The sequence below is a fragment of the Vibrio sp. JPW-9-11-11 genome (assembly GCF_013369335.1).
Lineage (GTDB): Bacteria > Pseudomonadota > Gammaproteobacteria > Enterobacterales > Vibrionaceae > Vibrio.
Genome location: NZ_SZQJ01000036.1, coordinates 465,799 through 489,244, shown reverse-complemented (window position 1 = coordinate 489,244; position 23,446 = coordinate 465,799). Strand labels below are relative to the sequence as shown.

The 23,446-nt window shown below is 48.7% G+C and carries 18 protein-coding genes and 1 pseudogene; 9 read left to right on the top strand and 10 right to left on the bottom strand.

The genetic code is table 11. From position 1 onward, the window contains the following. The first annotated feature begins 53 nt into the window (after positions 1 to 53). A complete protein-coding gene (locus FCU94_RS18055; protein WP_176289853.1) occupies positions 54 to 1,049 on the top strand; it encodes a LacI family DNA-binding transcriptional regulator in 996 nt (331 codons plus the stop codon). 41 nt (positions 1,050 to 1,090) lie between these two features. Here FCU94_RS18055 and FCU94_RS18050 read toward each other — a convergent pair whose 3' ends face one another. Next, complete coding sequence (locus tag FCU94_RS18050; protein WP_176289852.1) at positions 1,091 to 1,846, bottom strand: transporter substrate-binding domain-containing protein; 756 nt, start codon at positions 1,844 to 1,846, stop codon at positions 1,091 to 1,093. A 433-nt stretch (positions 1,847 to 2,279) separates the two neighbouring features. Here FCU94_RS18050 and FCU94_RS18045 point away from each other — a divergent pair, with 433 nt between their 5' ends. From FCU94_RS18045 to FCU94_RS18020, 6 genes are all read left to right on the top strand, one after another. Then, on the top strand, positions 2,280 to 3,923 hold the full coding sequence (locus FCU94_RS18045) for an ABC transporter substrate-binding protein (RefSeq protein ID WP_176289851.1): 1,644 nt from the start codon (positions 2,280 to 2,282) through the stop codon (positions 3,921 to 3,923). 70 nt (positions 3,924 to 3,993) lie between these two features. Next, positions 3,994 to 4,968: an ABC transporter permease gene (locus FCU94_RS18040; RefSeq protein WP_176289850.1), complete on the top strand. Its 975-nt coding sequence runs from the start codon at positions 3,994 to 3,996 to the stop codon at positions 4,966 to 4,968. Positions 4,969 to 4,976: 8 nt separating this feature from the next. Then, positions 4,977 to 5,960: an ABC transporter permease gene (locus tag FCU94_RS18035; RefSeq protein WP_176289849.1), complete on the top strand. Its 984-nt coding sequence runs from the start codon at positions 4,977 to 4,979 to the stop codon at positions 5,958 to 5,960. Further along, a complete protein-coding gene (locus tag FCU94_RS18030; RefSeq protein WP_176289848.1) occupies positions 5,960 to 6,922 on the top strand; it encodes an ABC transporter ATP-binding protein in 963 nt (320 codons plus the stop codon). The genes FCU94_RS18035 and FCU94_RS18030 overlap by 1 nt, the downstream gene beginning before the upstream one ends. A 1-nt stretch (position 6,923) precedes the next feature. Further along, positions 6,924 to 7,898, top strand: a complete 975-nt coding sequence (locus FCU94_RS18025; RefSeq protein WP_176289847.1) for an ABC transporter ATP-binding protein — start codon at positions 6,924 to 6,926, stop codon at positions 7,896 to 7,898. Positions 7,899 to 8,008: 110 nt separating this feature from the next. Continuing rightward, complete coding sequence (locus FCU94_RS18020) at positions 8,009 to 11,446, top strand: hypothetical protein (RefSeq protein ID WP_176289846.1); 3,438 nt, start codon at positions 8,009 to 8,011, stop codon at positions 11,444 to 11,446. Between the two features lie 137 nt (positions 11,447 to 11,583). Here FCU94_RS18020 and FCU94_RS18015 read toward each other — a convergent pair whose 3' ends face one another. From FCU94_RS18015 to FCU94_RS18000, 5 genes and pseudogenes are all read right to left on the bottom strand, one after another. Then, positions 11,584 to 12,624, bottom strand: a complete 1,041-nt coding sequence (locus FCU94_RS18015; protein WP_176289845.1) for a GGDEF domain-containing protein — start codon at positions 12,622 to 12,624, stop codon at positions 11,584 to 11,586. Positions 12,625 to 12,647: 23 nt separating this feature from the next. Then, positions 12,648 to 12,908: pseudogene (locus tag FCU94_RS19475) on the bottom strand (hypothetical protein); the annotation flags it as partial. Positions 12,909 to 12,957: 49 nt separating this feature from the next. Continuing rightward, positions 12,958 to 14,190: an ABC transporter substrate-binding protein gene (locus FCU94_RS18010; protein ID WP_176289844.1), complete on the bottom strand. Its 1,233-nt coding sequence runs from the start codon at positions 14,188 to 14,190 to the stop codon at positions 12,958 to 12,960. Beyond that, positions 14,187 to 15,623 (bottom strand): ATP-binding protein, encoded by a 1,437-nt coding sequence (locus tag FCU94_RS18005; protein WP_176289843.1) that lies wholly within the window; start codon positions 15,621 to 15,623, stop codon positions 14,187 to 14,189. The genes FCU94_RS18010 and FCU94_RS18005 overlap by 4 nt, the downstream gene beginning before the upstream one ends. Further along, on the bottom strand, positions 15,613 to 16,320 hold the full coding sequence (locus tag FCU94_RS18000; protein ID WP_176289842.1) for a response regulator: 708 nt from the start codon (positions 16,318 to 16,320) through the stop codon (positions 15,613 to 15,615). The genes FCU94_RS18005 and FCU94_RS18000 overlap by 11 nt, the downstream gene beginning before the upstream one ends. Positions 16,321 to 16,574: 254 nt before the next feature. On the opposite strand from FCU94_RS18000, the gene ptsG reads away from it, so the two are divergent. Continuing rightward, a complete protein-coding gene (gene ptsG, locus FCU94_RS17995; RefSeq protein WP_176289841.1) occupies positions 16,575 to 18,017 on the top strand; it encodes a glucose-specific PTS transporter subunit IIBC in 1,443 nt (480 codons plus the stop codon). 140 nt (positions 18,018 to 18,157) lie between these two features. Here the strand turns inward: ptsG and gloA2 are convergent, their stop codons facing one another. The 3 genes from gloA2 to FCU94_RS17980 are packed head-to-tail and all read right to left on the bottom strand — an operon-like array spanning position 18,158 to position 19,619. Continuing rightward, the gene (gene gloA2, locus FCU94_RS17990; protein ID WP_176289840.1) at positions 18,158 to 18,544 is read right to left on the bottom strand and encodes an SMU1112c/YaeR family gloxylase I-like metalloprotein; all 387 of its coding nucleotides are present in this window, start codon (positions 18,542 to 18,544) and stop codon (positions 18,158 to 18,160) included. A 25-nt stretch (positions 18,545 to 18,569) separates the two neighbouring features. Further along, a complete protein-coding gene (locus FCU94_RS17985; protein ID WP_176289839.1) occupies positions 18,570 to 18,998 on the bottom strand; it encodes a VOC family protein in 429 nt (142 codons plus the stop codon). Positions 18,999 to 19,007: 9 nt separating this feature from the next. Beyond that, positions 19,008 to 19,619, bottom strand: a complete 612-nt coding sequence (locus FCU94_RS17980) for a hypothetical protein (RefSeq protein WP_176289838.1) — start codon at positions 19,617 to 19,619, stop codon at positions 19,008 to 19,010. Between the two features lie 243 nt (positions 19,620 to 19,862). On the opposite strand from FCU94_RS17980, the gene FCU94_RS17975 reads away from it, so the two are divergent. After that, positions 19,863 to 21,794, top strand: coding sequence for a tetratricopeptide repeat-containing diguanylate cyclase (locus FCU94_RS17975; RefSeq protein ID WP_176289837.1), 1,932 nt, complete (start codon positions 19,863 to 19,865; stop codon positions 21,792 to 21,794). On the opposite strand, the gene FCU94_RS17970 is transcribed toward FCU94_RS17975, so the two are convergent. Beyond that, a complete protein-coding gene (locus tag FCU94_RS17970; RefSeq protein WP_176289836.1) occupies positions 21,760 to 23,340 on the bottom strand; it encodes an ATP-binding cassette domain-containing protein in 1,581 nt (526 codons plus the stop codon). The genes FCU94_RS17975 and FCU94_RS17970 overlap by 35 nt on opposite strands. Positions 23,341 to 23,446 lie beyond the last annotated feature (106 nt).

The window sequence follows — 23,446 nt, the reverse complement described above, 5'->3', positions numbered from 1 at the left end:
GAGGGCCCCGGTGCGTAGCCCACATTTATTAAAAATGGATAAGGTACTTCCCATTGATAACGATTAAAGAAGTGTCAGAGTTGGCAAAGGTGTCTCAGTCAACGGTTTCTCGAGCACTTAACGGCCACCCGACTGTGAAAGAAGCCAACCGAAAGAAGGTCTTTGATGCCATCGAGAAACTGGGTTATAAACCCAATGCGTTTGCTCAAGCGTTGGCTTCGAGCCGTTCGAACAGTATTGGCATGCTGGTTGGCTCACTCGATGGTCCTTTTTACGGACCACTGATGCATTACGCAGAAGACACCGTGCGTAAAAAGAACAACCACTTAATTGTCACCAGCGGCCAAGAATCGTACGAAAAAGAACGAGATTCCATTCATTTTCTACGCTCGAAACAGGTAGATGGCCTGATTATCCACTCAGACAAACTCTCTGACGACGAGTTAATTGAAGTAGTTGAGCAAAACGCCGCGACCATTATACTCAACCGATATATTCCTGAAATCGCCGAACACTGCATCTATATCGATAACGAACTCGGTGGCTACCTAGCAACAAAACACTTGCTGGATCAAGGTCATACTCGTGTGGCTTGTATCACAGGTCAGTTAAGCAAGGGAGACAGTCGTGATCGACTGCAAGGTTATCGCAACGCTTTGGCAGAATATGGCATCAGCTACGATGCGAATCTTGTTGTCGAGGGCCGTTTTGACCATGATGGCAATCATGAAAAAGCGCGTCGTTTGCTCGACCGCGCACCCGACATTAGCGCTATTTTCTGTCAAAACGACAATATTGCGTTGGCGGTTTATGACATCGCGGTCGAAAGAAACATAGAAATCGGCAAAGATCTCTCCGTCGTGGGCTTCGATAACGACAGTCACAGTCAACATATCCGCCCACGACTCACTACGGTTAACTTCCCAGTTCAAGAAATGGGTACTGAAGCCGCGCACGGTGTACTATCGTTGGCTCATAAGCAAGAGCTTGATATCAATCACCGTCTCAACCCTGAGCTTATCGTGCGAGAGTCGGTCTGCCCAATCTGATCGCGACAGCAAAGGTGCTCATGTCAAATGAGCACCTGAGTTCACGCTTGGTACTGCAGCGGCAATAGCGGGTTAACCATTTCGATGCGTTCTCGACTCGCTAGATTGATGCTTTTAAGGACCTGAGCAAAATGATCGTCAAATAACCTCTCCAATGCGCCGTTACCGATGATGTGTTGCAATCCGATAGCCAACTGCTCTGCGAGCTTTGGCTGAGCTGGGTTGACATAAAACACGACAGGAAACGGGTATTGCAGTACTTTGGTCGGCTCTATCATAAGTGATGACGTCAGCTCACCGAACTGGCTTAAGATCTCTGCTGCTTCATTGACGCCTAAAGTAAGGTAGTCAATTTCTCCATTGGCGACCCATTGCATCACCTCAGGCAAACTTCCTCTCTCCATCACATAGTATCCGTTATATCGAAACAGCTCGGCATCGACCCAAGTAGCCGGAACACCTACGCGTTGCTGCTTTAATTCTGCTGGCGACTTGATAGCAAACTCGTCCTGACGCGAACGAGCAATGATTGCAACTCGATGGCCCAGTACGCCTTTACACAAAGGAATAGGTACTTCAATAAAGGCTGTGTCGGCAAATTTACGGTTCCCAGCGACGGTCACGAGTAGATCCGCCCCACGTTCGAATATCCCGCCCTCATCCTTGGCTTTCGGATAGTCGGTAGTGTCATTATGAATAGACTCGTTCACGCCCGCGTGACCGAGTACCAGCTCCAACAACTGGTATTCATAAGCCTGGCGTGCAGGCGACTTGTTGCCATTCCAAAAGTGAATCATAACGGCTCTCTTTTTATCTAAAGACGCCTGCAAACATTACCCCACCCAGCCCTCAAAGAAAGCGCTTTCTTAACTTTTGAAAAGAAATGTGATGACTCGCAAATTTGCATCAAGAAATCATGTGATCTTACTCAAATTAATGCTGCCTACTGGCTTTCACAACCGCGATAGAAAAGGTTGTTCACTATCTGAGCCAGTTTTGATTCAAATCAAAACTATCAACATAACCAATTGAAATTAATCATTTTTACCACTAACAGCACCAACATTATCAGTTAGAAATGTCATCGGTATTTCTGTGATCGATCGTTAACTTTGCCGACAAAAGTTTGAAATCCACACCATTAACGCATAAAACGACAACAAGAAAGCGCTTTCTTAAGTGCTTCGGGGGATGAATCAACTACATAACTAAATTAATAAGGACAATGTGATGCATAAGAAAACTCTGCTCGCTACGCTTGCTGCCGGTATGCTGCTATCCACGGCTGCACAAGCAGACGGAATTAAACAAGGTGGTACCTTAACCGTACCTGTCATCAACAACGGTTTTGTTGAAAACTACAATCCATACACCACCAAAGATATCCTTGGCGGTACCATGTTCGAACCTTTGATGGTCGAAAACAACATGACAGGTAAGACCGAGTTCCGTCTGGCAGAATCTTACTCTTATTCTGATGACCTTAAGACGCTAACGGTTAAAATCCGTGACGGTTTGAAATGGTCTGACGGCTCACCACTGACCGCTGAAGATGTCGCTTACAGCTACACCATGACTAAAGACACTCCAGCGTTCGACCTCAAAGGTTTCTGGACCGAGTCGGGCAACCTTGAGTCGATTACGGTTGTCGACGACACCACGGTCGCATTTAACCTAAAAGAAGCGGATTCAACTTTTGTTTGGCACATCAGCGCTTACCACATTGTCCCTAAAGCTCAATGGTCTAAAGCGCAAGACTTAACGACCTTCACTAACCCAAATCCAATTGGTAATGGTCCATTCACTGAGGTGAAATACCAACGTGCGCAGCAAATGGAACTGTGTCGCAACCCGAACTATTACTTGGCGAATGAAAGCCGCCCTTACCTAGACTGCGTAACGTTCCGTTCGTTTAACGACAACTCTCAAATCCAACCGGCTCTCATTCGTGGTGAAATCGATTGGGGTTCAAACTTCATCGCCGATATCGACTCTACCTACGTGGCCGTTGATAAAGCCAACAACCACTATTGGTATCCTGCGAACGACGCGATCAACCTGTACATCAACACCAAAGAAGCGCCGTTCGACGACTTAAACGTACGTAAAGCCCTCTCAATGGCGTTGGACCGTGAATCTATTGTTGAATTTGCGGCCTACGGTTACCCAACGGCAAACTTTAACGTCGGTGGCATCGGTGAGCTGTACAAGTCGCATATCGATGAGTCTATCAACTCAAAGTACAGCGACATCACGACCTTCGATCCGAAGAAAGCCGCAGCCTTGCTCGACCAAGCTGGCATCGTTGACCGCAATGGAGACGGCTGGCGTGATACCGAAGATGGTAAGACATTCGAGTTCGGCATCGAAGTCGTTAACGGCTGGACGGACTGGATCCAAACCGTACAAATGGTCTCTGAGTACTTTGCAGAAGTGGGCGTAAAGGCAAACGTGAAAACGGTTGATTGGTCGGTGTACGACGCCAACTTGAAAAACAGTGACTACACCATGTCAATCAACTGGTCGATGGTCGCCGCCAACCCTATCCTTGCATACCAAGAGTACTTCCACACCGCACGTGTTGGTCAGTCTTGGCACGCAGGTCATGGCGTTAACGACCCTCGCATCGATGCGCTGATTGAGTCTTTCGGTAAAACAGCCGAAGCCACAAAGCAGAGTGAAATCATCTCGGAGCTACAAGCGTTCACGGCGGAAAACCTACCGTTTATTCCACTGTTCTCTAACCCAACTTGGTACCAATACAGCACCAAGAAGTTTGCCGGCTGGCCATCGGAAGAGAACCCATACGTTCAACCGGTTTTCTACGATGCAGGTAAACGTGCAATTATCCTGAACAATTTGCACCTTAAATAATCCTCAGTCGCCGTGATTACAGCCATAGCCAATTGGCTATGGCTGTATGCCAGATATTTGTAGGTCTCTTATGTCGTTTATTTTTCGCCGTTTTGGCTTTTATTTCACTGCCTTTTTTGTCGCTATCACGTTCAACTTTATGTTACCGCGCATCATGCCTGGTGACCCGGTTGCAGCTCTGTTTGCCGCCTCTGCAGGTCGCATGGATCCTGCACAAATGGACGCCGTACGCGAAATGTATGGTTTTGTTGATGGCAACATTTTCGTTCAGTACTTCTCGTACATTAAAAGCGTCTTTACCTTGGACTTAGGTCCGTCGATTTTGATGTTCCCAGTGAGTGTGTCTGAAGTAATTTGGATGTCTCTGCCTTGGACGCTATTTCTAGCGCTTGGCTCTCTGATTGTGGCGCTTATCATCGGCGTGAGCATCGGTACTTATGCCTCATACCGCCGCGAAGGATTCTTCGGTCAGTTTGTACCACCAATCTTGTCTTTTATCAGTAACTTCCCTTATGTGGTCACTGCGCTGCTACTGTTCTACTTCTTTGGTCTTAAGCTTGAACTGCTTCCGCTCGCTTACACCTACGACCAAAGCCTCGAGCCCACATTGACCTGGGAGTTTATCTCTAGCGTGCTTAAACATGCGGTGCTACCGGTAGGCTCTATGGTGGTAGTGGGTATCGCGACTTGGGTATTCAACATGCGAAACGCGATGATCAATGTTCTCGGTGAAGACTACGTCACTATGGCTGAAGCCAAAGGCCTCAGCAGCTTTCGCGTGATGTCTCGCTATGCTGGCCGTAATGCGATTCTCCCTGTGGCGACCGCAATCGCGATGGCGATTGGTTTCTCATTTGCCGGCTCAATCATGACAGAGATCGTGTTTAACTATCAGGGTTTGGGCAACGTTCTGCTCAGTGCAATCAACGCACGTGACTACCCGTTAATTCAAGCGATTCTGCTTATCTTAGTTACCGCCGTACTGACTGCAAACTTCATTGCAGACCTTCTTTACGTATGGCTTGACCCACGCATTTCTCACTAAGGTACATCATGGACAAACTACTTAATACTCAGCCTGACTCAAGTGAAGTGGTCATCAAACAATCGATGTTTAGCAAAAAGAACCTTAAGCAGAAGCTGTATACCTTATACAACTTTTTCTATGGTAACCCACCAGCGATTATCGGGACGTTTCTGCTCACCATCGTTCTGATAGGAGCGCTATTTGCCCCGGTTTTGGCCACGCACGATCCAGAGCGCCGCGTCGCCAGACCACACACAGCACCGAGCGCAGAGCACTACTTAGGCTCTACTCGTAACGGTCGCGACGTGTACAGCCAAGTACTGCACGGAGCGCGCAAGTCTCTAGCGGTAGCCATTTCAGCGGGCCTTATCGCGATGACGTTGGCCGTCGTGGTCGGCGTGACGGCCGGTTACTTCGGCGGAAAAATCGATGAGCGCTTAAACTTCATGACCAATGTATTTTTGGTCTTCCCACAGCTCCCCTTGCTGATTGTGCTCGCGGCCTTCTTTGGTCAAGTCGGCTCGGTGGTGATCGCCTTGCTCCTCGGGGTCACATCCTGGCCATGGGGCGCGCGAGTGATCCGCTCGCAAACCATGGCGATTCGCAGTAAAGAGTTCATCATTTCAGCGGAAGTAATGGGCGAGTCCAAAGCGCGTATCATCTTCGTTGAGATCTTGCCCAACCTTATCTCAATTGTTTTTGGTGGCTTCCTCGGCGCAGTCATTTACGCCATGGGCGCTGAAGCGGGCCTAGGTTTCCTAGGGTTGAGCGACGCAACCGAAGTGAGTTGGGGCTCTATGCTTTACTGGGCTCAGACGTCTGCCTCTCTTTACACCGGCGCGTGGTGGGAGATGCTCGTTCCCGCCTGTGCACTGGCGATTACCGGCGGTGCATTCGCACTAATCAACATGTCTATCGACCAAGTGAGTAACCCGAAACTGCGCACCGGTCCACACATGAAACTTTGGCGTAAGTTGAAAAAAGAAGCAGATAAACGCAGAGGCCTATAATGAGTAATTTACTAGAAATCAATAACCTGTGCGTTGATTACGTTTCTCCAAACGGCGTGGCACGTGCAGTCAATAATGTAAGCTTAACCATCGCGCCGGGGGAAACCTTGGGCATTGCGGGTGAGTCTGGCTGTGGTAAAAGTACCCTCGCCTTTGCTATCTCGCGCCTACACAAAGCGCCTGCGCTTATCTCGGAAGGCTCGATCATCTATGACGGCAAAGATGTGTTAAAAATGAATGATAAAGAGCTACGTGATTTCCGCTGGAACGATGTGTCAGTGGTTTTCCAAAGCGCGATGAATTCACTCAACCCGGTGATTACCATTGGTGAGCAGCTGACAGACGTGATCCTTGCTCATCGCAAAATCCCATACCAACAAGCCTATGATCGTGCGGTTGAGCTGTTGGGCATCGTCGGTATTCACGGCGACCGTATGAAAAGCTTCCCTCACCAACTGAGTGGTGGCATGCGCCAACGTGTGGTGATTGCAGTCGCGCTGGCCCTTGAACCAAAACTCATCATCATGGATGAGCCAACAACAGCGCTTGATGTGGTGGTTGAACGCGAAATCCTTAACGAACTGTACGACCTCAAAGAGAAGTTTGGTTTCTCGATTCTGTTCATCAGTCACGACTTGAGCCTGATGGGTGAAATTGCGGATCGCATTGGCGTGATGTATGCCGGCAACTTGATTGAACTTGGTGAAGCGAAGAAAGTGTTTGGTAACCCAGATCACCCTTACACCAAAGGCTTAATCTCTTCGTTCCCGACTATCTTTGGCCCGAAAGAGCGTTTGTACGGCATTCCTGGCAACCCAGTGAACCTGCTTAATATTCCTCAAGGTTGTAACTTCCAAGAGCGATGCAGCGAGTGTCACCAAACGTGTAAACAGCGCGATCCTCAACTTGTCTATACGCTGCCAAACCACCAAGTTGCCTGTCATCTAATAGAAGGAGTATAAGATGGAAAGCATCGCGAAAAATGAAACTATCTTATCGGTTAAGAATCTGGTCAAAGACTTTCGTCTGGGTCAGTCAAAAGAGATGATGCGCGCAGTAAACGATGTATCGTTCGAGCTGCGTAAGGGCGAAGCGTTGGCGATTGTGGGTGAATCGGGCTCAGGCAAAAGCACGGGGGCACGTATTCTGACCCGTATTTTTGACAAAACAGATGGTGATATCGAGTTCAAAGGCCAACCATTAGCCAAGTACATCGAAGCCAACGGTGAGCTTGAGTACGCCCGCCAAGTGCAAATGATTTTTCAAGACCCATTTGGCTCACTCAATCCGGTCCATACCATTTATCACCACATTGCTCGCCCGCTGCTGATCCATAAACGCGCCGACAAGCATGTAGTGCCTAAATTAGTACTTGAGCTACTTGAGTTGGTGGGGTTGACCCCTGCCAAAGAAACCTCGGAAAAGTTTCCTCACGAGCTCAGCGGTGGTCAACGTCAACGCGTGGCAATCGCACGCGCCCTCGCGGTCTCGCCCGAGGTTATTCTGGCCGACGAGCCCATCTCAATGCTGGATGTTTCAGTGCGCCTTGGGATTTTAAATCTGATGGCCGACCTGAAAGACAAACACGGCATCTCGTTTATGTACATCACTCACGATATCGCCACTGCGCGCTATTTCGCTGAGAAAACCGCGGTGATGTACGTCGGGCATATGGTTGAGTGGGGCGATAGCGACAGCGTGACACAAAACCCACACCACCCATACTCGCAACTGCTCCTGTCTGCTGTGCCAGAGCCAGGTCAAGCAGGCCGGCGCGAACTGTCGGCGAAAAAGGGCGAAATACCATTGTGGAAACCAAGCAGTGTTGGCTGCCCATTCGCGAGCCGCTGCTTGCGTGCTAACGAGGAATGTACTCAGTCTATTCCTGACGCGACGCAGGTGGGTGAGAATCATTACGTACGCTGCCACCACCTATAATTAACACTATTTATTGGGCTCCTATCCTGCCAAGTTTGTGACAACACACGACTTGGTATGGGCGCTTGCTGCCTAAAATCAGCTTAGGAGTCATGTAAGGACGACATATTATGAACCTTGACTACTTATCAGAACTGCCCGTCACTGGACAATTTGTAGAACGAAATGGCGAACGCTTTTACAAAATCGCCAACGTGGATCAAATGGCGCCATTCTTTATCAGCGTGGTATCGGCGAGCGACCACTGGCTATTCATCTCTTCGACGGGCGGCCTCTCTGCGGGCCGAATTCGCCCAGAAAACGCGCTCTTCCCATACCGTTCTGTTGATCATATCCATGAAAATGCCGAGAACACCGGATCTAAAACCATCGTTAAAGTGCAATCTGAGCGCGGCGTGACCTTGTGGGAACCGTTCAACCGCTTCCATGATGGCTTGTATCAAACTGAGCGTAATCTGTACAAAAACACCATTGGCGACAAAATCGTATTTGAAGAGACGAACCACACGCTAAAACTGACATTCAGCTACAGCTGGAGCTCGAGCGAACGCTTTGGTTTTGTCCGCCATAGTCAGTTAAGCGATCTCTCGGGTCAAGAGCGAGCGCTTGAAGTGATTGACGGCGTGCAGAACTTGTTGCCATCGGGCGCACCTCTCGCCGCTCTGCAAACCCGCAGCGCGTTGGTTGATGCCTACAAATGGAATGAACAAGTTACTGACTCATCGCTGGCACTGTACACCATGTACGCAAAATTGAGTGACCGCGCCGAGCCTGCGGAATCGCTGCTAGCAACGGCCGTGTTTTCTCTGGATCAGAGTGAAAGCCAACTGCTCCTTAGTAGTGAACAACTAGGCGCATTTCGCCGTGGTTTAGCGATCCAGCCAGAAACCTTAACCAAGGGCGTGCGTGGTAGCTACCTATTGCACAAACAGTTGACCATTGCCGCCAATGGCACTCAAGAGTGGAGCATTGTCGCCGACATCGATAAAAGTCATAAAGAGATTGGCGAACTGACCGACCAACTCACCAACCCAAGTCAATTGCGTTTAGACGTTGAGCAAAGCATTGCCGACAACCAGCGCGATCTGGTCACACTCATGTCGGGCGCCGATGCTTGGCAGCTCACCGCCGATGAGAACACCAGCGTTCACCACTATGCCAACGTGTTGTTCAATAACATGCGTGGCGGAGTGATTGAGCACAATTACCAACTGGATAAGGCCGACGTAGTCAAAACCATTGGCAAGGCCAATAAAGCCGTTGTAAACAAACACGCGGCCTTCTTTGCCGATCTGCCACAGAGCTTCACTCATGCTGAGCTGATCCGCCTGGCAAAAAACACCAGCGATCCTCAATTGATTCGTCTCAGCTACGAATACCTGCCACTGACCTTTGGTCGCCGCCATGGTGACCCTAGTCGTCCGTGGAACCATTATGAAATCAAACTGAAAGACGAAAATGGTGAGCGCTTACTTTCTTATCAAGGTAACTGGCGCGACATTTTCCAAAACTGGGAAGCGATTGCTCTCAGCTACCCTGGCTTTATCCCATCGTTTATCGCCAAGTTTGTGAACGCCTCGACCATTGACGGCTACAACCCCTACCGCATAACCAAAGACGGCATAGATTGGGAACTGCTTGAGCCTGACGACCCATGGAGCAATATCGGTTACTGGGGCGATCATCAGATTATTTACTTGCTTAAGTTCCTCGAACTGGCGGATAAGTATCAAAACGAAGCGCTTAACGAGATGCTAACCAGCGAGATTTACAGCTACGCCAACGTGCCTTACAAGCTGTGTAATGTCGAACAATTATTCGCTAATCCAAAAGATACGGTGTCGTTTGATCAAGAGCTGCAAAACGAAATTGAACAACGCGTCGAAATACTGGGCAGCGATGGTCGCCTATTGGTGGAACGTGACAACCAAGTGTACACCGTCAACCTGACCGAAAAAATCTTGGTACCACTGCTATCAAAACTCAGCAACTTAGTTATTGACGGCGGTATTTGGCTCAATACTCAGCGCCCTGAGTGGAATGACGCCAACAACGCGATTGTCGGCAATGGTCTGTCGATGGTAACCCTCTACTACATGCGTCGTTACGTCGCTTTTGTGCACAAGCTACTGAACAATGCGCCCAATTCGGTCTCGATCTCGAAAGAAGTGTTTGAGTGGATGCTATCTATCCATAAAGTGCTGCAAGATGCGTGTAAAGAGATCAAGCAAGAAACGGTCACACGCCAAACACGCAAAGCCATTCTAACCCAGTTAGAAAAAGCGTTTGAACTATACCGTAGCCGCGTTTACCGCATGAAAGGGTTCTCGGGCAAAACCAACGTCGAAGTCTCTGCGCTGCAAGACATGCTGGAAACCAGCTTGAGTGTGCTGGATTCGAGTATCGAGAACAACTTGCGTGAAGATGGCCTATACAACGCTTACAACATCGTGACCTACTCGGGTGAAAGTCTCAATATCGATGAACTCTACCCTATGCTCGAAGGCCAAGTGGCGGCGCTGAGCGCGGGGGTATTAACACCCAAGCAAGCCGTCAATCTATTAGACAAACTGTTTGCCAGCGATATGTACCGCGCCGACCAAAACAGCTTTATGCTCTACCCCGATCGCGACCTAGAGCGCTTTGTGCAGAAAAACCATATCCCACAGCAAGAGGTGGCCAACAGTAAACTGCTGTCTGCCATGGCTGAAGCGGGCGACCCACGCATCATCAATCGCGATTCAAAAGGTCAGTTCCACTTCCACCCGAGCTTTGAAAACGCCGACTACCTGAGCCGAGCACTCAACCAGGTGAAACACGACTACCCTGACGCAGATGATGAAAGCATCGAGTCGGTACATACGCTCTACGAACAGGTGTTCAATCACAAAGCCTTCACCGGGCGCTCAGGCACTATGTTTGGCTACGAAGGGCTCGGTTGTATCTACTGGCATATGGTGTCTAAGTTGCTACTTGCCGTGCAAGAGAACTACTTGGCTGCGCGTGACATTGATGCCGATAGCGAGGAGACGGCTCAGTTGGCCGACTACTACTACCGAGTTCGTGCCGGTATTGGGTTCAATAAGACACCAGATAACTATGGCGCCTTCCCAACCGACCCTTACTCGCACACGCCAAAACAAGCGGGGGCTCAGCAGCCAGGTATGACAGGACAAGTGAAAGAAGAGGTCATCACTCGCTTCGTTGAACTCGGCCTTGAGGTCAAACAGGGCGCAATTGTGATTCACCCGACCCTGCTCAACCGGAGCGAGTTTCTTAGCCACAGTGCGCAGTTTGATTGCTTGAATGTGAAAGGAGAGAGTTGCAGCTACAGTATCGATGCTGGTCAGTTGGCATTCACTTACTGCCAAGTGCCGTTCATTTATCAGCAAGGCGACAACCCGAGTGTGACGTGTGAAATGAGTGACGGCTCGAGTGAAACGGTCAATACACTCGAGCTGCCAAGAGCGCTGAGTGAGCATATCTTCACCCGTGACAATCAAGTCAAAAAAGTCAAAGTTACGATTCCAACCGCATTGTTGCGATAAGCCTTAACCGTTAGTGATTACGCGGGCAACCAAGTTAAGATTTCGGGGGAGATCTTGGTTGTCCGCTTTTTTATCGAAGGCTAGAAATGGGTAATCATTTTGATATTAAGTGATGAAACTAGGCAAGGTTTAGCGCACTACGCACTCTGAGCGGTATAGAAACAGTTTTTCCCGGCACTCTTGGCTTGGTACAAAGCCTCATCTGCACGGCGAAAAGTCATGATCATCGCTTCGGCGTCATGTTTGGCAACGCCGGTACTGATGGTAACTGGTCTATCTATCTTAAAATCATAATTAGCAATCGCTACTTGGATATCTTTGACTCGGCGCTCGACCACGGCATAATCGCTAACTTCAAAAGCAATCAGAAACTCTTCACCCCCCCAACGACCTACTTGTGCGTGCCCGGCAAGCTGCTCGCGCAATATCCGAGCCGTTTGCAACAGAACTCGGTCGCCGACATCGTGGCCAAACTCATCATTGATCGCTTTAAAATCGTCCACATCTACCAACGCAATCCACTGAACTCTTTCCGGCTCGAGCAATAACGTCTCAATGTAGCGACGGTTAAATAGTTGGGTCAGCATATCGGTATGAGAGATCACTTTTAGTTGTCGATTCGACTCACTCAACAGCGCCATGGTTCTTCGACGTCCAGATTCATAGAAGTAGGCAGTCAAAAGCAAAAACAGATAGACAATCGAAAGGTGGGTTAGGCTCATGCCATCAAAAGGGATAGGCGGCCAATTGTCCATATCAATCAAGCAGACATAAAACACAACCACAAAGTTGAAAAGACTCAAAAGTGAACCCAGCTTGGGGCCCAACACGAAAATCGCGACCACGGGCGTCAAAAACGCAAAGGCTAAAGCAAACTCACTGTGACCAGAGCCCACGATAAACAGCAAACTGACTGTGCACATCACTAATACAAGAATCAACGCGGCGATATTGACGTTTCGGCTACGCCACAAAAAGAAATGCCCCACCAGACAAAATACCAATCCAACGGCTTCAATCGTGGCCAGTAAATAACTTGGTATGACCATCACATTGTAGTAAATCAGGATGGCGAGTAACCCTGACAATAAACTCAGAGACACAAAAACAAACCAACTTTCTCTGTAGTCTTCGTGGCTACGCTCGACCCCTAGCCATTTTTCAAATCCTTTCGCCATTTTCCGCTACAACTTACTGATATTTATAAACGAGTTAATATAGCGTAAGGTAAAAGCATCGTCATCCGACTCGATCGAGTTTCAAGTATACCAAACGCTTTACTCATGGCGTAGGTTTCCAACTTAAGCATTGTAGTTTCTTAGGCTTAACGTCCACCAAATGACTGCTTTCCTCGATACATGGCCAGTTCAGAGAATAAACGTTTGTGGTAACCATACCGCTTTTCCACTTCTTGTTGGTGCCTTAAAGCTTTTTGGCAACCCACTGCTAAATTTCGAAGATGCTACTTCTCTTAGAGGGATAAGCGCAACCTTCGCTTAATCCGTATGACCTCAATTGCTTCCTGCAATCGCGATAATTCGTTTAATTACAGTGTCAGCTTCGATACTTTTATCGCGATAGAAACGGAAAATCTCTGAGTTGATCGCTTTTTGCGCAACCGGGTTGACCGCCATTGAATCGATCATGCTTGGTACCGTTTTACCTGTGTTTATGCCTGAGTGAAAATCTCGGTAAGAGCGAACTTGGCACGGGTTAAAGTCTTGAATATCAATATCTTTACGAGCCGGAATCGAGCCTTTTACTCGATTAAACTCTTTCTGAAACGATTTGTCTGCTAACACGTCGGCTGCACGGTTGGCTTGGTTGGCATCAAAAGATTTGCTGGCCATAAAGATGAGGCTATCCATATTATAGAGAAACACCCCATCACTCTCTGGTGTAGGGTAACAACCTATATGGTTTGGAACCTCTACCTCGTTCGCCATCAGCTCTGCCAATATCCAATCGCCACCTAGCTGAAATAACGCTTGATTCGCCGCCAGTGCGCGAGTGGCTGAGTCCCATTTTGCATCTGGCCCTGTATTGTCGACCAACAGGCTGATTTGTCTTAGTTGATTGAATGCAAACCTTAGTTGTTCGCTGTCTATGCTCTCTGTTTGAAGTTCGACCATGGCTTTATTGTAAAAATCGACGCCACCAGTCGATATAACCAAGTTCTCGAACAGCATGGCGATTTGCCACGGCTGCTGACCGACAGCCAGTGGGTTGATACCGTGAGCTTTGGCTAACTCCATAATGGCGAGCATCTCTTGCCAGGTATCAGGCACCGATTGGTTGAGCTGATTGAGTAGTTGATGATTGACCCACAGCCAGTTGAGTCGATGCAGCGTCAGTGGCAAAGCAACATAGCCGTTATCGGTCTTGTTAATATCAATCGATAGAGGGTAGAGCACTTGATCCCAGTGGTGCTTTTCAGCCACCTCGTTGACGTGATAAAGAATCCCAATTGCATCCCAGGCTTTAATACTTGGCCCCTCGATTTGGGCAAAGCTGGGAGGATTTCCAGCCAGGGCGCGTGCTTGAAGCACCGTCATCGCGCTGTCTCCGCCGCCGCCAATAACAGGGCTGGCTGAGATGTTAATATTATGTTGTTGAAGCTGCTGTTCAAGGACAGCTAAGGCTGCTTGTTCACCGTCTGACGTCCACCAGTGGAGGAACTCAACATTGGCATGAGATGAGAGAGAAAACAGACTGAGTGACAAAAAGGAAACAAGTTTGTTCATAGTGAATCTCTTGGAAAAAACAAGGTAGCGCATAAGCCACCACATTGAGAGTGAGATAACTTGAGTGTGCCGCCATGCGCTTTGGCAATACTGTGAGAAATCGTCAGCCCAAGCCCAGTACCTTCTTGGCTTGTGTTGGCTCTAAAGTAGGGCTGAAAAAGCTTGTCGAGTAGTGCGGTGTCTATGCCCTGACCAAAGTCATCAATGCGAATCTCTACCCCTTCTTCAGTATCGACTAAGGTGATTTGTGCTCTGTCACCATATTTCAGTGCATTGTCGACAAGGTTTTGGATGCAGCGTTTAATCGCTAGCGGCTTACCTGCTAGTGGTTGTTTTATATTGCCGACAAGAGCGATGTTTTCTGACTGGTGGGGAAGTGTCGAGATAATGTGCTGGATGATCTCATTAAGATTAATCGGTTCAATTTCTTCGTGAATATCGGTCTCTTTAATACACTGTAGCGCGCCTTTAACCATCAGATCGAGGTCATTGGCCAAGCGGGTGAAACGCTCACGATCTTGTTCATTGTCGAGCATTTCCGATCTGAGTTTGAGACAGGCTATAGGCGTTTTAAGGTCGTGAGAAATGGCGCTAAATAACATCTCTCTGTCATTGATATGGCTGTCGATACGGCGGTTCATTTTGTTAAACGCGCGCACCGCCGCTTTTAGCTCTCGACTTCCCTTCTCTTTCACGGTGGGGATATCTAACCGGCTCGACATTAAGGTCGCAGCCTTGGCGAGATCCTTAATCGGTTGGATTTCGCGTCGAACGATAAACCATGTGCAAACCAGAAGTAACAGGGCTGAAAGGCATAGAGTGATCCATTCGCGCAACTCAAAATAGCTGGTCTCTAGGTTAACGTAGGGCGCGGGCAGAACGGCGGCAAGGTAAAACCACTCATTGTCGGCGACTTCCACTTGCATCACCAAGATCGGCGGGTCTAAGTCGCCGAATGAGAGTGAATAGTGCGCCCACAGCAAAGGCAGTTCATCAATCGGCAGTTCATTGTTAAAGACGCGCAGGTTTTCTCGCTCGGTAAAGTCGACATCAATGGTAGGCGCGCCTTGAAGTTCTTTTTGCAATATCTGTTTCACTTGGTCGACGACCAGCGTTTTGGTCGTACTTTGTGCCAAAGGAGGCACGTCGATTCGGTGGTTATTGAGCGATACAAAAAAGCGGGTTCCCCCCATGCTTCGTAGCTGATTGAGTACTAAGTGGCGATATTCAGACGGCAGAGTTTGGAAGAACGAGATAGTGGAAGAGGCGCTCAAGGCTAAACTCTTAACTGTGTTGGTCAGCCCTTGTTTATCTCGTTCGCTGGCATGTTGATACCAGATCATCCCCGAGAGGAGCTGGGCGACGAGGATCACCCCGAGCAAAAACACGCTAGTACGAAAGGCTAATGACTGACTCATGGCACTAATTCTCATAGTGAACTTCCGTTGTCAGCATGTAGCCTTTGTTGCGTACGGTTAAAATCAGTGAGCGATCTTTATCTTCCAAATGATGACGTAAGCGACTGATTTGCACATCAATGCCGCGTTCGAATGGGTCGGCGTCTCGCCCCCAAATTTCGCGAGCAATATCGTCTCGTGACAAGATAGATTGCGCATGGTTAATGAATAACCCTAGTAGCGAAAGATCGGCCCCGCTCAATTGTTTGATTTGGTTGGTCCTAAGTTGGGTCAGTTGGCGGGTTACGGTGTCGACTTGCCAATCATCAAACCTGACTTTGCGTGCGAGCTTTGCCTCGGACGCATGTTGGCTGCGTCTAAGTATGGTTTTAATTCGGGCTAACAACTCACGAGGGCTAAACGATTTGGTGATGTAATCGTCAGCGCCCATTTCAAGCCCAGCAACTCGGTCGGCTTCTTCTGTCACGGCAGTGAGCATAATGATGGGGACTTGCGAGTCACGACGCAATTTTTGGCACAGTGTAAAGCCGTCTTCGCCGGGCATCATGATGTCGAGAATAATCAGGTCGGGTTGATGCAGTGTTAACAAGCGCCACATCGCTTCCCCACTTTCCGCACCCAGCACATCAAAGCCAGCTCGGCCAAGGTAATCGGACAGAGCGTCTCGCAACTCTATATTGTCATCTACAACCAGTATCTGTTTGTTTTCCATTGTCACATGTCCTAGCTATGGCTTGAGGTCAACAGACCTTAGATATGATGCATTTTCGCTCAGACAATCACAATTACGCAGCGCCTGTTTTGCTCAGTCAATCGCAACAGTTTTGTAAGTCAACGCTTACAAACTCGCAGGGATTTGTAACCTTCAGACGAGTATGAGTCGGTAGACTTCTCCTGACATTACGTGAAACAACAATTCGAGCCAGTCTCGGAGACTAAACAACTGACTTTAGTCAGGAGGGAACCATGTTAGGAAGTCTATTTGGACAGTTACAAAGAATAGGGCGGTCATTGATGATGCCCGTCGCTGTGCTACCCGTTGCCGGTTTAATGCTGGGCATTGGTAACGCAGGATTCGCTTTTATCCCTGATGCATTGAGCAAAGTTATGCTCGCAGCAGGGGATGGCGTGTTTGGTAATATGCAGTTGATGTTTGCGGTCGGGGTGGCGCTCGGTCTTTCTAAAGGCAATGATGGTGCTGCGGCACTGGCGGGCTTAGTTGGCCTCATTATCATGAACGCTTCGTTAGGTATCGTCACAGGGCTGCGCGGTTTTGAAACCGATGCGACCATTATGGGTGTTGATACGTTGCAAACCGGTGTGTTTGGCGGCGTCATTATGGGCGCGGTCGCGGCCACTATGTACAACCGCTTCTACAATATTCGTTTACCAGAATACCTAGGCTTTTTTGCCGGTAAACGATTTGTCCCTATCATTACCGGTTTAAGCGCTATTTTAGTTGGCGCGTTTATGGCGTTTGCCTGGCCTCCTGTCGGACAAATGCTCGATGCTTTCTCACATTGGGCTGCGTATCAAAACCCTGTTCTCGCATGGGGGATATACGGCGCCGGTGAACGTTCACTACTGCCTATCGGTTTACACCACATTTGGAATGCTCCTTTCTTCTTCGAGGTTGGTAGTTACATCGACCCAGATACAGGTAAAGAGATCACCGGTGAAATATCGCGCTTCTTCGCTGGCGACAAAACCGCAGGTTTCCTATCGGGTGGCTTTATGTACTCTATGTGGGCACTGCCTGCCGCCGCGTTAGCGATTTATCACTGTGCCACGCCAGAGCGTAAAAAAATTGTCGGTGGTTTGATGATGTCTGCCGCGCTAACGTCTTGGTTAACGGGAATTACAGAGCCGATTGAATTTACCTTCTTGTTCGTTGCGCCAGTGCTGTACATCATTCATGTGTTCCTAACGGGGATCGCGTTTGCGATTACCGCGTTCTTGGAAATCAAACACAGTACCGATTTTGCTCACGGCGCGATTCAGTTCTTCTTGTATTACCCAATGTCGACCAACGCGTGGATGTTTATCATCATAGGTCCGATTTGGGCGACCTTATACTACGGGTTGTTCCGCTTCTTAATCGTCAAGCTCGATTTGAAAACGCCAGGGCGTGAGACTGAACTAGCAGAAGTGAAAATTGCAGGTCAACCGGATGAAATCGCTGTTGGAGTTGTTACCGCCTTGGGGGGTAAAGCCAACATCAAATCGGTAGACGCTTGTATTACTCGCTTGAGAGTAACCGTCAAAGACATTGCCCATGTTGATGTGGAAAAGCTTAAACAGCTTGGCGCTCATGATGTGCTAGTGATAGGCGACAGTTTACAAGCTATTTTTGGTACTCAGTCAGATACGATCAAGTCTGAAATCCATGGAGTCTTGGCCGCCTCCTGATCTTACCTTTCACCCCCTTATTCACCGAATAGGTAAGATTTTGCCAACCTCATTGTGAGGTTGGCTTTTTCTTTGGTATAGGTGAATCACGCTACTAGAACGCCATGAGCGGCAACACGTCACAACCGTGGTCTAGCTCATCAAACTTGATAGAGTTCGAGCGGTAAGCCGTCTGGGTCTTGGAAAAACGTGAACGGGTTACCGGTATACTCATCAATACGAATCGGCTCGACCTCGACGCCTTGGCTCACCAAGTAATCCCTATAGCTCGCCACACAGTCAACCGAAAACGCCAAATGCCTTAACCCTTGAGCTTCTGGTCTTGAAGGCCTTGGTGGCGGGTTGGGAAAAGAGAAAAGCTCAATTTGCCCGCCATCGGGCAGCGCCAAGTCCAACTTGTATGACTCTCGTTCTGGTCGGTAATTTTCCGCCACGATTTTCAGCTGCAATATTTGGTTGTAGAAATGTTTCGATCGCGAATAATCTGAACAGATCACCGCTACATGATGAATACGTTTTAACTGCACTGTGTCTCCTAGAGATGACGTTTAATCATTCAATCACTAATGAACCGTCATCGTTGAACTGCCAGCAATCGCCGTAGGCCACTTCCCATAAATAACCGTCTGGGTCTGAAAAATAACCGCTGTACCCACCCCAAAATACCTCTTGAGCGGGCTTTTCAAGCGTCGCTCCGGCACTGACGGCAAGCTTAAGCACTTCATCCACCTCTTCTTTAGAGCGCGTATTGTGCGCCAAAGTGATGCCACTAAACCCTTCCCGTTTCGCCGCATGCTGCGGCGACACATCTTTCGCGAGTGCCTCCAATGGGTAGAGCGCAAGACAAACGCCGCCGGTGTTGAAAAACACAATGCCCTCATCAGGCTTTCTGGATGTTGGAAAACCCAATTGGGTATAAAACTGGTAAGAACGCTCTAGATCTGACACGCCTAAAGTAATAATACTGATACGCGGCTGCATAATCGGCTCCTATTGTGGTGTTGAGTGAGGGTCACAGCGATGTTGCTGCTGCTCCAATTGAACCGCCAATCGCTGCTGCTGATTCGAGATGCTCTCTAATGATTGAGCGGTGGTTTGAATGGCTTCTGCCATGGCAAAAAGGTGACGAGTCGTTTTGGTCACCGTGTGTTGAACTGGTCTTAGAATAAACCACGCAATCGCGACAATCAGCGCGATCACTATCACCCCAACCAAACCGACCAAAAGCAACATTTGCTGACGTAGTTCAGACAAAAAGTGTTCGCTGTTGCTTGCCAGCACCTGCTTCGAATCTTGGTAAGCCTGTGGAAGGGACTCAACTGAGCGCCTCGATAGCACCACCAACTGATTCAGATTATCAATGGTTTGATCTAGCTGTTGCTGCTGCGCAGCGGTTAAGTTGTCGCTCTCCGCTATTTTGACTAATGCTAGACCGACTTGGTCAAGAGAGTGGCGCGTGTCGTCAATTGCTCGCTCGACACCGTCCAATTCGAGTGTCATGTTGAACGTGAAAAATGGCTCAAATGATGTCGCAGGCTCTTCAACCTGTGCATGACTCGCTGCGGTTATTAGGGTCATCATGACCGCGACTATCCACTTCATCTCTATTCCTTGTGTTGGCGATGGTTGGTCGATTCGGATAATAGAATGCCCGCCAGGGGTTGACTATGCCACAGATTACTTATTTTTTGGAAATGCCACACAACTCAATACTCGACGAGAAAAATAGTTCAATGAAATGAGCTACCACTTCCGACGATAAAACACATTACAAGTCCATAAAATCAGTGCGTGTTATCGATAAACTGCTAAACTAAATGTTTAATTTTTGAGTTGCTTGGTTTAATGAAGCCTGTTTTTTCGCTGCTGATCTGCTGTTGCTTACTCATGCTCTCTCCTACCGGCCAAGCCGCCTGTAAACTGAACCATGACAAAGACTTCCTCTACTCGCATATTCCCGCTTCAGCGCAACCAATACTTGAGTTTTATTACACTTCGCTGTGTCAGTCTGAGCAAGTCGAGTTAGACCAAATCACTGTCGAGGAAAATGCCTCGATTGAAGCGCAAGCCTTGTACTACTTCGGACTCATTAATCTTCACCGCTATGAAGGCATCGCCCCACCAAACATGCCCGACCTTGTCGAAATGGGCCAACAAGTGAACATTGATTGGATTATCGGCGAAGCTCAGCTCAACAAGGCTATCTCTTATATCGATAAAGACCAAATCCTCGCAGGGGAAAAACTGCTTCATCAGGTGATTCCTATCGCACGAAAGGTGGGTTATTCACGCTTGCTCGCCCGTGCGTATCGTTGGTTGGGCAACGTCAAGTCACAGCAATCAGAGATTAAAGCCAGCTTAAACTACTACAAAATGGCCTATCAAATCGTCGTTGAAATCGAAGACGATTTTCAAACCACAATGACGCTCAATAACATCGCTACCATTTATATGATGCTGGAGGAATGGCAACGCGCAGAAGATTACATTCACCGCGCTTTAGATCTTTATCAGAACAACAATTACGCCAATAGTCTATTTGAAGCAGTACTGTACGGTAACTCGAGTGCAATCTATTTTGCCAACCAGCAATACCAACTCGCCGAGCACTATATGCAGTTATCGCTTAAAGAAGCCGAACAAACGGGTTCAATCAGTCTCCGTGTCGTGACGTTAGCGGATATGGCTCGCCATAACGCAACAGCCAATAATGGCGACAAAGCCCTTGAAATAGCTCAACGTTGTGTGGATCTCGCGACGCAAGAGTCGCAATCCAAAGTCATGGTCGCCATTTGCGAAGAAGCCGTCGCTCTCGCTTATTTAAGTAAAAAGGACTATCCCAAAGTTATCCATTACGCGAACAAAGTCCTTGACGCTATCAATGACTCGGAGATAGAAGAGTTTGTATGGGAAGCCGACATATTGGCAACCTTAGTAGAAGCTTATGAAGCCATTGGTGAGTACCAACTAGCCCTCAAACAACTGAAAAGACAGACAATTATCCAGCAAGCTTACTACGATCAAGCGCATAGTGCAGAGATCTTAAACGAAAGAAATAGTCTTGAGCGGACACTCAATCAACGAGAAATTGAACTCCTAGAAGCAAAAAACGAGCTACAGGAAACGCGTTTGCAAGGGCAACGTTGGCGAGACGTGTTTATCTCTTCGCTCGTTATTATCATCGGTTATTTCGTCGTTCGGGCCATCATACGTCTTAAGCGAAATAATCGCGATCTGCTGACACAAAACACGACCGACGCGCTCACTGGACTGCGTAACCGACGTTACCTAGATCAATGGTTAGCGCAGCTTGCCAGCCTAGCTCACCACAATAAGTATCTACTCCTATGCGTTATCGATATTGATCATTTTAAACAGTTTAATGACCAACATGGACACGAGGTCGGTGACGAGGTCCTCAGACAAACAGCGCGAGTCCTACAAACAAGCATTCGTAGCCAAGATCTATTGGTTCGATGGGGCGGCGAAGAGTTCATTGCCATTGTGCCGCTAGATCAGAAGCAGCTGGCATCAGAGACACTTGAGAGATTGCGCGATAAAGTAGAGCAGCATGAAATTCAATACCATAATCACTCTTTCAGAGTCACTATCTCTATCGGTGCATGCTGCTGCCGACAGCCAATATTGGTCAATCAGTGGGAAGCGGTATTCTCCCGCGCCGACTCAGCGTTATATCAGGCCAAGCAAGCGGGAAGAAACCGCTACCAACTGTTGGATGACGCTACGCTGATGGCGTCAAACAATACCGCTGAGTAACCCCACTTTGAACGACAAAGTCTTGGTCGTGGCTGACTAATATCAACGCGCCGCGATAGCGAGCAAGCGTGTCCGCTAGCAAGGCTTTTGAGTCGAGGTCAAGGTGGTTATCCGGCTCGTCGAGCAACAGAATCGGTGCACTCTTTTGGAGACTCACCATCAGCATGGCAAGTTTCATTTTCTCGCCTCCACTGAGCTGCTCTACCCACCGATAAACCTTATCACGACGAAAGCCTATCCCAGCCAGTAACGTCCGCGCATCACTCTCCCTCAATCCTGCGCAGCATTGTTGCAATGCATCGAGTATAGATACCCCATGCGGCAGTAGCCCAAAATGCTGATCGAGATAGTACACTGGCGCATTGACCTGACAATATCCGCCGTTCAATGCTTGTTGGCCTAACAAGACATTGAGCAACGTTGATTTTCCACTGCCGTTGTCGCCCTCCAGCCACAGCTTGTCGCCATGATTAAGCTGCAAGTGAATAGGCTGTTGCTGACCGAACGGCAGCTCTCCGGCAACAACCGAAATCAGTTGTCCCCTTTTTTGCGTGGCCGAATCCATAGAGAATTTGTAGTCATAACCTTGCTCTCGGCGCGATTGCAACGCCTGCGCTTTTTGTTGCAACATCTCACTCCGCCCCCCTTCATTTTTAAGTCGGTGGGCGGCGGTCAATGTGGCTTTATCGCGCATGCCATTGAGCAGTATCTTCGGCTGACTTCCGCTACGGCGTATTTTCATCCCCTGCGCCACACGCTGATCTGCTTTTTCCTTGTTGCGTTGAGCTTGACGCTGTAAGTGTTTTTGCTGCTTGTGAACCGTGTCCAACTGCCGTTCGATAGCCGCCACCTGTTGCTGTTTTTGCGCGTAGTAGTGGTCATAGTTGCCGCCATATTGAGTTAACCCCAAGCTCGACAACTCCCAAATCTGCTCCATATCGCGCAGTAACAAGCGATCATGGCTTACCAGCAATACATAGCCGTTAAACTGACGAATCTGCTCTCGCAGCCAGATACGTCCCGAGTGATCGAGATGGTTCGACGGTTCATCCAGCACCAGTAGTTCAGCCCCCGATTGAAACAACTGCCACAATTGCAGCTTGGCGAGCTGGCCCCCACTGAGTTGCGCACACGGAAAAAACGCATGACCGGGTAGGCCTAAGCCTTCGAGTTCAGCTTCGAGATCTTGCTTGAGCGACCATCGTTCGCCCACCCTATCAAACCATTTGTTATCGCATGACCCCGCTTCGATCTGCGCCAACGCATACAACACAGGCTCTATATTTAAAACACGGGCGATCGATGCGTCACTGTCTAATAACACCGACGGCAATTGCGAGTAACTTCCGACGCTCACTGAACGCGACACCGTGCCGGACGTGGGTTGCAGCTCGCCAAGCAGTAGTCGAGCGAGCAACGACTTTCCGCTACCGTTGCGCCCCACTAGCCCCACTCTTTGGTGTTGCAATGTAACACTTAGCTGGTCAAACAATGACTCGCCATCTGCAAACTGATAGCTGATCTGATTCGCTTGAAGTATGGGCATATTTTGCCTCCTGTAAAACAGGATTAGGCGCGCTGCGTAGCGGAGGAAATGAAACCGGTATAGTAGACGGCAGCATAACCATGCCGCGTGCAAAACATACCGTGTG